Source organism: Streptococcus sp. GMD4S (genome assembly GCF_000296955.1).
Window position 1 is genome coordinate 1 of sequence record NZ_AJRE01000416.1, and the last position, 550, is coordinate 550.

At 36.0% G+C, this 550-nt stretch carries 1 protein-coding gene; it reads right to left on the reverse strand.

The annotated features are described in order from the left end of the window. Positions 1-50: 50 nt before the first annotated feature. On the reverse strand, positions 51-550 hold a 500-nt coding region (locus GMD4S_RS10260; protein WP_000519017.1), incomplete at its 5' end, for an insulinase family protein.

The window sequence follows — 550 nt, forward strand, 5'->3', positions numbered from 1 at the left end:
TGTTTTTTTTCTCATACGTACCATTCCTTCTTTCTAGTATTAGTCATCTTTTAAGCTGGAAAGATTGTAAAATCAACTAGATCACCATTATCAATCAAACGATGTCCAGCTTCTAGAACATCCTCCAAAGTAATTTCCTGTAAAATTTTCGGAAAATCAAAAATTGTTTCTCCGCGATCCATCGGTTCGTATTGAGTTGCAATAAATTCCAAAGAGTTCATGCTACTGAAAAACTCCCCAAACATCTCACTCTTAACAAGATCTAAATGTTCCTCGGTAATATCCGCATCATTACTAAACTGACGAATCGCTTTACGAAATTGATGCGACAGAGAAACAGGCTCTTTGGTGTCCATTGTCAATATCACAAAATGAAAGCGACTGTTGACTTCAACCTCAAGTGACAATGACGCATCTAACTTCCCAGTCTCATATAACTTTTGAAAACGATCAGAAGTCCACCCAAACATCATCGTAAATAGTAATTTCAATAAAATATTGTAACGATAAGACTCAGCTTCTGTTATTTGCCCATTACCTCTAATCGCAA